Raw genomic sequence first — 4,665 nt, forward strand, 5'->3', positions numbered from 1 at the left:
AATTATCCCCACTAGAATTTGTCGATCGCATTCTAGATCGCCAAATTCAGGCTAAATTTATTAGTGTGGGAGCAGATTTTCGGTTTGGCAATCAACGTGTGGGTGCGGCTAGCGATTTAGTAACGCTCACAGAGCAGTTACAGATACCGACGCGAATTGCACCACTCGAAACAGATGGCGATAGTCGAATTAGTAGTTCGCGGATTAGGGCAGCATTATTAGCTGCGGATTTACAACTAACACGAGCATTACTAGGTCGATTTTACTCGATCGTAGGTACAGTGGTAAATGGGCAGGAAATCGGTCGATCGATCGGGTTTCCAACTGCTAATTTAAAGTATCCACCCGAAAAGTTTTTACCGCGTCAGGGTGTCTATTGCGTGCGGGTAGATACTCCTACGGCTACCCAATTACCAGGGGTAATGAATATCGGCAAACGTCCGACAGTAGATGGAGTAAATACTACCGTCGAGGTGCATTTACTCGATTGGGATGGCAATTTATACGGTCAACAACTGATAGTTTACCTGCATCACTTTTTGCGGTCGGAACAAAAATTCTCAGATCTTGCCGCACTTACCAGCCAAATTCAAGCCGATTGCGAAGCCGCTAGAGAATTTTTTCAGATCTAATCGGCTGTTAAAATCAAGTACTCGATCGAATGTCGCGGATTTCCATTTGCTCCATAAAAAACTCTTCTAGCGATGCGCGTCCTTGCTTGAGCGAGATTAATTCTGCTTCTAACAATCTGAGTGTTGCTAAAAACTCTTGCGGTTCGCCTTGAATTTTACCGTGCCAAATATCATCGTTATAGTTGAGATCGCTAATCCAACGAGCGAGAATTTCGCGATTGCCACCACGACCAGAAACATCGTAATATCGATCGGTATTAACGAGCAACTCTGATAAAGTCCCGCAGCAAATTAACTCGCCGCGTGCTAAAATTCCCACCCGACTGCAAATTTGTTCGACTTCACCGAGAACGTGACTATTAAAGAAAACAGTTTTACCGCGATCGCCTAAAGAGACAATAATATCGCGCATTTGTTTGCGTCCTAACGGATCGAGTCCAGACATCGGTTCGTCGAGAAAAATCAGTTCGGGATCGTTAATTAAAGCTTGCGCTAGCCCAACCCGTTGTACCATCCCTTTAGAATACTGACGGAGTTGCTTTTTCTGAGCGGCAGAACGAGTTAAACCAACTAAATCTAATAATGCCGGAATGCGTTGTTTTTGAACCGATCGAGGAATTTCAAATAAACCTGCCGTGTATTCTAATAATTCCCAGCCAGTCAGAAAGTCGTAAAAATAAGGATTTTCGGGTAAATAACCGATCTGTTGTTTGATCGATCGATTTCCTAACGGTTTACCGAGGAGCAGCCCTCTACCAGATGTTGGTTTGACGATACCTAATAATGTTTTGAGCAGGGTAGTTTTACCAGCACCATTTAAACCTAACAATCCAAAAATTTCCCCTTGGTAAACTTTTAAGGTACAGTCTTTTAACGATTCGACTTGACGATTGAGCCAAAAGCCAGTGCGATATACCTTGCCCAATCGATCGGTCTCGATCGCTGCTGCGGTATCGTAAACTGGTGTAGATCGATTTAATGTTTCAGTAGTAATCATAACGATCGGCATCGGGGGTAGAAGATTCGTAATGGACAGCTTAGATGCTAACAACCCGATTCCCTTCTCTAACTTGGCTCAATTCCCCGCTAGGAGCGGCACAGGAGCGGGGCAAAACACCTCAATGGGTTTGTGTCGATCGACTGTCTCATTACCCCTTCTACTGTATCCTGTGCCTTACATTTTGGAAATACTTTGCCACCAAATTGCTAGGCGATTAAATCAACCAAGTTGCTAGTTAGAAAAATGCCGACGATTGAAATCGTGGCTAGTGTTGCAAAGTCCGCCTACGCGGACTAATATGTCAGTCCGCATAGGCGAACTTTGCATCATGAGGAGTGGTTTTAAGCACTTTTAGTATCGGTAGTAGCTTGGGTTAAATACTCAAAGCCGCTTTAATTTTAGCCAAGGCGGAAGCCTCAGTGGCACTGATTTTAGGATCTCCAGAACCAAACAATCCACTCCCCGCCGCACTCGCGACGGCTTCGGCGCAGGCGTAGATAAACTGTTTGTATTCAGTAATTTCTGCTGGCGTTGCCTTAGAGCCGATGGCAGCTACGGCAAAATCGACAGAGGCGATCGCTTTGGTCACAAATGCGCCAGACTGGATATCTTCGGCTTTAACATCTGGTTTCTTACGCTGGATCTTACCGCTGGAGAGAATTTCTTCGGAAAAAGCGGCTTGAACGATCGAATTACTAGGATATTTTTTCCCCGCACCGACGATTTCTTTAGTTAAGGCAACAGCTTCAATCGCAGTAGAGATAATCCCCATATCTGCCATTGCTACTGCCATGCCAATCGTCATTGGTGCGTCGGCGATCGCATTTAGTTCTTCGGGAGTGTATGTCATAAAACTACTCAATCTGATAGGACTGGTTGTATTCTAGCAGTTTCAAGTTATTTACCTCGATCGAATCTATTCACTATTCACTGCGTCCCAATCGCAAGATGCAAGAAAGCCGATCGAGATCGACTCATAATTGGGATAATAGTATAAATTACCCATCGACCCTCTGATATGGCAATCATCTCTTCCAAACAGCCAGCCGCCAATGCCGAACAGCCGCCAAAAGAGAAGAAGAAAAAAAGTCCCAAAAGTGTTCCCCAGCCAGCAAACCCCACGCAGTTAGCATCTGTCGTCGAGCCGGAAATATTACAAGCCGAGACTAATAACCCCGAAGAAAAGATTCAGGAAGAAAGCCTCAGACCGAGCAGTCTTCAAGAATATATCGGGCAAAAAGATCTTAAAGGCGTACTCGATATTGCCATTCAAGCGGCTAAAGTCCGGCAGGAATCGCTCGATCATTTACTCTTATATGGGCCGCCAGGATTGGGCAAAACGACCTTGGCTCTGATTTTAGCCACAGAAATGGGAGTCAATTGTAAGATTACCGCAGCTCCCGCGCTCCAAGGCCCTCGCGATATTTTGGGGATTTTGATGAGATTACAGCCGGGAGATATTTTATTTATCGATGAAATTCATCGTCTACCGCGCATTACCGAAGAAATTCTCTATCCAGCGATGGAAGATTTTCGGTTAGATATTACCCAGGGGAAAGAGGCGACAGCTAAAATTCGGAGTATTCCGCTGCCGAAATTTACGCTGGTAGGAGCCACAACCAAGGTCGGATCGCTAACATCGCCATTGCGCGATCGATTTGGACTAGTTCAGAAGTTACGCTTTTATGAGGTAGATGAATTGACGCTCATCGTCCAACGGACGGCGGAGATCTTACATACAGCCATTACGCCAGAGGGTGCGGCAGAAATCGCCAGACGCGCGCGAGGAACGCCACGGATTGCCAATCGGTTGCTCAAACGAGTGCGCGATTACGCTCAGGTTAAAGCTTGCGATCTCATCGATGCCGAAATTGCGAGTACCGCAATGGAGATTTATAATGTAGACCCATTGGGCTTAGATTGGGTCGATCGATTATTACTAACGACGATGGCGGAACAGTTTAATGGTGGGCCAGTCGGGTTGGAAGCTCTCGCCGCATCTACAGGCGAAGATCGACAAACGATCGAATCTGTATATGAGCCGTATCTACTCCAAATCGGCTATCTCCACCGCACTCCACGCGGACGGGTAGTAACGGCAGCGGCGCGCAAGCATTTGGGCTTAAAAGGGGCAAATGATGGCGGCGAACAGCTATCTTTACTAGAAAAGGGGTAAAAGGTAGCGGTTAAAGGATCGTCCGATTTTATAATATACTGTAACTATAAAAAACACTAATACTTGTGATATCTTCACCCATCCAACAACTAACGAGAATCACCCAAACACCAGGACAATGTGGCGGAAAACCTTGTATTCGGGGAATGCGAATTCGTGTCAGCGACATTTTGGAAATGATGGCTGAAAATGTATCTGCTGAGGAAATATTGACCGATTTTCCCGATTTGGAACCGGAAGATATTCGTGCCTGTCTGTTATTTGCCGCCCGTCGGACAGAATTTCCCCGCTTGAGCGCATGATAATTTGGATCGATGCACAGTTACCACCAACTCTAGCCGCCTTGGTAGGGGTAATGTCTTGTCGGTTTTTTATTCGGGGGGAACCCTAGACATAAAACCGCCGCTTCATGAATTACCCCTACCAAGGGTTTCATCGATTGCAATTTGATAAATCATACACAGATCCAGCAACGCCAAATTCATTTATTCGATCGATCGAGTTGGCAAATTTTGAATCCTATCGGCAAACCATAGAGCGGCGTTACCATTCTCATTATCCATCTGTTCTAAAGTTTGTTCTAATAACTCGATCGGTAGTCCGGTTAATGCGATCGATTCGCTACATTGTTTGTACTTCCCCTCGATTAATCGAAACGCTAAAACTTGCTTACCTTTAGCATTAATTACCCAATATTCAGGAATACCTAAAGCCAGATATAATTGTTTCTTTTCGTCTAAATCGATCGCTAAAGTTGTATCGGAAATCTCCGCAACTAGATCGGGTACGCGCCACAGATCTAAATTAACTCGGCGCGGTTCTCCTGGTTTCCATTTTGGAGAGTTACCACCAACATA

General features: G+C 45.3%; 6 protein-coding genes. 3 read left to right on the forward strand and 3 right to left on the reverse strand.

Going from position 1 to position 4,665, the window contains the following annotated elements; translation table 11 throughout:
• Positions 1–632: riboflavin biosynthesis protein RibF (ribF, locus tag Q0R35_RS12965; protein ID WP_295618739.1), on the forward strand; the 632-nt coding region annotated here is incomplete at its 5' end.
• A 13-nt stretch (positions 633–645) separates the two neighbouring features.
• On the opposite strand, the gene Q0R35_RS12970 is transcribed toward ribF, so the two are convergent.
• Together Q0R35_RS12970 and Q0R35_RS12975 are read right to left on the reverse strand one after the other, a co-directional pair.
• A complete protein-coding gene (locus Q0R35_RS12970) occupies positions 646–1,629 on the reverse strand; it encodes an ABC transporter ATP-binding protein (protein WP_295618751.1) in 984 nt (327 codons plus the stop codon).
• A gap of 376 nt (positions 1,630–2,005) precedes the next feature.
• Positions 2,006–2,482 (reverse strand): hypothetical protein, encoded by a 477-nt coding sequence (locus tag Q0R35_RS12975; protein WP_295618742.1) that lies wholly within the window; start codon positions 2,480–2,482, stop codon positions 2,006–2,008.
• A 168-nt stretch (positions 2,483–2,650) separates the two neighbouring features.
• Here Q0R35_RS12975 and ruvB point away from each other — a divergent pair, with 168 nt between their 5' ends.
• Together ruvB and Q0R35_RS12985 are read left to right on the forward strand one after the other, a co-directional pair.
• Complete coding sequence (ruvB, locus tag Q0R35_RS12980; RefSeq protein ID WP_295618745.1) at positions 2,651–3,808, forward strand: Holliday junction branch migration DNA helicase RuvB; 1,158 nt, start codon at positions 2,651–2,653, stop codon at positions 3,806–3,808.
• Between the two features lie 68 nt (positions 3,809–3,876).
• Positions 3,877–4,110 (forward strand): DUF433 domain-containing protein, encoded by a 234-nt coding sequence (locus tag Q0R35_RS12985; protein WP_295618754.1) that lies wholly within the window; start codon positions 3,877–3,879, stop codon positions 4,108–4,110.
• A 183-nt stretch (positions 4,111–4,293) separates the two neighbouring features.
• Here Q0R35_RS12985 and Q0R35_RS12990 read toward each other — a convergent pair.
• Positions 4,294–4,665, reverse strand: a 372-nt coding sequence (locus Q0R35_RS12990; RefSeq protein WP_295618748.1) for a Uma2 family endonuclease, incomplete at its 5' end; no start/stop codon positions are given.

This window comes from Chamaesiphon sp. GL140_3_metabinner_50 (assembly GCF_025361915.1).
Lineage (GTDB): Bacteria > Cyanobacteriota > Cyanobacteriia > Cyanobacteriales > Chamaesiphonaceae > Chamaesiphon.